This window comes from Streptomyces sp. (assembly GCF_019510245.1).
GTDB lineage: Bacteria > Actinomycetota > Actinomycetes > Streptomycetales > Streptomycetaceae > Streptomyces.
This window is the reverse complement of the sequence record NZ_JAEKKT010000395.1, coordinates 1-3,200: the sequence shown is the minus strand read 5'-3', so window position 1 is coordinate 3,200 and position 3,200 is coordinate 1. Positions and strand designations below refer to the sequence as shown.

Here is a 3,200-nt window from a genome sequence, read left to right as displayed (position 1 = left end):
TTCCCGCTGGTCCACCGTGCCTCCACCTCGTCGCTTCGCCGGAACGGTGCTCAGGTACTACAGCCGCGGGATGACGTGGCCGAGCAGCTCGCCCATCCGGGTCGCCGACGCCTTGCCGACCGCCAGCACCTCTTCGTGGTCGAGCGGGTCGCCCAGCCCGGCCGCGAGGTTGGTCACCAGCGAGATCCCCAGCACCTCGCACCCCTCGGCGTGCGCGGCGATCGCTTCCAGGACGGTCGACATCCCGACCAGGTCCGCGCCCAGGATCCCGGCCATCCGCACCTCGGCCGGCGTCTCGTACTGCGGTCCGGGGAACTGCGCGTACACGCCCTCCGCCAGCTCCGGCGCGACCTCCTTGACCAGCGCCCGCAGCCGGGCGGAGTACACGTCGCTGAGATCGACGAACCGCGGGCCGACCAGCGGCGTGCGGGCGGTGAGGTTGAGGTGGTCGCTGAGCAGGACGGCGTCGCCGACCGCGAGGCCGGGCCGCAGCCCGCCGCAGGCGTTGGTCAGCACGACGACGCGGCAGCCGGCGGCGGCCGCCACTCGCACGCCGTGCACGACCGGCTCGACGCCCCGTCCCTCGTAGAGGTGGGTGCGGCCGAGGAAGGCGAGCACGCGCCGGCCGGCGACCTCCAACGAGCGGATCCGCCCGGCGTGCCCCTCGACGGCCGGCGGCAGGAAGCCGGGCAGCTCGGTCACGGCGAAATCGGCGCTGGCCGTCCCCAGGACGTCGATCGCCGGCACCCAGCCCGAGCCGAGGACGATCGCCACGTCGTGGTGATCGACTCCGGTGCGGGCGGCGAGGGCTTCGGCCGCGGCAGCAGCCGATTCGGCGGGTGAGAGGTCGGTCACGGGCCGACCCTACTCAACCTCCGGCGGGCCGCTGGCAGGCGAGGCAGCGCGCGGTCTGGGGCACGATCTCCAGCCGCTCCAGTGGCAACGTCGACCCGCAGTCGACGCACTGGCCGTAGGTGCCCTCCTCCATCCGCCAGAGCGCTCGCTCGACGTCGCGCAACGCGGCGAGCGCCCCGGCGCTGAGGGAGCGTTCGATCTCCGGGTCGGGGTCGCTGAGGGGATCGCCCGGCCGGGCTCGGTGCAGCTGGGTCAGCTGGTCGATGCGGAACACCCGCTGTTCCACCAACATCGCGCGCAGCAGTTCGAGGTGCTCGGCGGTGAGGGTGCCGGACGGGGTGGGAAGCAGGGCCGGGAATCCGCGTTCCATGTAGATATGACGCGCTGGTCGGTGCGTCCGTTCCGTCCCCTGCGGATCACTCAGCCGATCCCTAAGCGCAGGCCGCGGCTCAGGCGGCGGTCGGCAGCTCGCTGAGGAAGGCCTTCGCCGCGGTGACCACGGTGTCCCGGTCATGGGTGTAGATGAACTCGTAGCGCCGGTCGTCCTCGGGGCCGCGGTCGCCCATGTCGCGGGCGAGGAAGGCGCCGGCGAAGTCGGCCGAGAGCACGATGACCTGCCACTCGTGGTTGAACGGGCTGGCCGGGCCGGGCGACATGACCTGGTAGCGCGGGCTCTCCAGCGTCGGGGCGCCGTCGGCGAACACGACCGTGAGCGCGTTGTGCCGGGACAGCTCCCGGTAGTGCTCCTGGCGCTCGGGCGGGAAGAAGTTGCTGTGCTGGAGGCCGACCAGCATCACGCAGCCACCGGTGTGCGCCGCGACCTCTTCGAGGTGGTCGACGATGTGGGTGAGCATGCGCTTCTCGGCGACCTGCGGATCGTGGCTGACCGTCACCACGTCGAACGGCGTGCCGTGCCGCAGGGGCGACGGTTCCTGGCGCAGCGGGATCGGGTTGCGCGGTGGCGGGACGATTTCGGGCAGGGGGCCGGGCGCCCCGAACAGGTAGCCCTGCCCGTACGCGGCCCCGTAGACCTCGGCCCGGGTGGCGTGCTCGGGCGTCTCGATGCCCTCGGCGATGATCACCGCTTCGTACTTCTCGGCGTAGGCCCGCACCATGGCCGTGATGCGCGCGATGTTGCGGTCGGGCTCGGCCTGGATGATCGAGCGGTCGAGCTTGACGACGTCCGGCTGCAGCAGCGGCAGCAGCGCGAGGGCGCGCTCGTCGGTGCCCACTCGGTCGAGCGCCACTCCCCAGGTGTCGCGCCGGGCGTCCTCGCAGGCATTGAGCAGCGTGCGCGCGTAGCCCTGCTGGTCGCGGTCGGTGAGTTCGAGGACGGCCCGCAGCCGCTTGCGGGAACGGCCGTAGTCGTCGCGCAGGTTGGCCGGGCACTCCATGGCGAGACCGGCTGGTTCGACGTTGATGCACCAGGACAGCGACGGGTGCAGCTGGCTGTTGCTCGCCGCCTCCATGGCCGCGACCCGGAAGATCCAGTCCAGTTCGCCGAGGCGGCCGGAGTCCCGGGCGGCGTCGAGCAGCGCAAGAGGGTTCTCCAGCTTCGAGCCCTCAGGGCCGCGGGACAGCGCGGCGAAGCCCACGACGGCCTCGGTCGGCAGGTGCAGGATCGGCTGGAACAGGGTCTGGACGGCGCGGCGGCGAATGATCGAATCCAGCACCGCACCCGGCCGCAGGACCTGCGGTTGAGTGAACGTCGCGCCGGTGAACGTCATCCTGGGCCCTTCTCCCCGCCCTAAGTCAATGTCCGGATCGGCATGTTCGGTCCGACCATGAGCACCGTTCGTCCCGACCGTGGGAGCCCCATTGGACCGGGAGAGATCGGCCACCTGGCCCGAGGCGTAATCGTTTCCGGCGCATACGATCCGCAGCATGCCCCAGGATCCCGATCCGCTGGCCCTGGCCACCGACTTCCCGACCCCCACCCGCGAGGAATGGCGGGCCCTCGTCGCCGCCGTGCTGGCCAAGTCCGCGGGCGGGTCGGCCCCGGAAGGCGATCCGGAGGACCTCCTCGCGTCGATCACCTACGACGGCATCCAGGTCAAGCCGCTCTACACCGCCGCTGACGCTCCCGGCCTCGAGGCGGCGGGCTCGCCGGGGCATCCGCCCTACACCCGGGCGGCGACGGCCGACGGTGCGACCGCGACGGGGTGGGACGTCCGTACCCGGCCGGTCGGGGCCGACGCCGCGGCGCTGAACCGGGCCGCACTGCAGGACCTCGAAACCGGGGCGAGTTCGCTCTGGCTCACCGGGGTGGCCGTCGACGACCTGCCGGCCGTCCTCGAGGGCGTGTACCTCGACCTGGCCGCGATCGCGCTGGACGCCGGCGCCGA

General features: G+C 72.3%; 4 protein-coding genes. 1 reads left to right on the top strand and 3 read right to left on the bottom strand.

The genetic code is table 11. The features are described from left to right. Positions 1 to 57: 57 nt before the first annotated feature. The 3 genes from JF597_RS52755 to JF597_RS52745 form a co-directional block, all read right to left on the bottom strand. Entirely contained in the window at positions 58 to 855 is a 798-nt protein-coding gene (locus JF597_RS52755; RefSeq protein WP_294014062.1) for a purine-nucleoside phosphorylase, read from the bottom strand. Between the two features lie 13 nt (positions 856 to 868). Then, entirely contained in the window at positions 869 to 1,225 is a 357-nt protein-coding gene (locus JF597_RS52750) for a TraR/DksA family transcriptional regulator (protein WP_294014060.1), read from the bottom strand. A gap of 79 nt (positions 1,226 to 1,304) precedes the next feature. Beyond that, a complete protein-coding gene (locus JF597_RS52745) occupies positions 1,305 to 2,582 on the bottom strand; it encodes an EAL domain-containing protein (protein WP_294014058.1) in 1,278 nt (425 codons plus the stop codon). 157 nt (positions 2,583 to 2,739) lie between these two features. On the opposite strand from JF597_RS52745, the gene JF597_RS52740 reads away from it, so the two are divergent. Further along, positions 2,740 to 3,200, top strand: a 461-nt coding sequence (locus JF597_RS52740; protein WP_294014056.1) for a methylmalonyl-CoA mutase family protein, incomplete at its 3' end; no start/stop codon positions are given.

What these genes read in the sequence shown, in the direction of transcription:
- JF597_RS52750 (WP_294014060.1), bottom strand. Translation starts at nt 1,225, where the DNA reads ATGGAACGCGGATTCCCGGCCCTGCTTCCCACCCCGTCCGGCACCCTC.
- JF597_RS52745 (WP_294014058.1), bottom strand. Translation starts at nt 2,582, where the DNA reads ATGACGTTCACCGGCGCGACGTTCACTCAACCGCAGGTCCTGCGGCCG.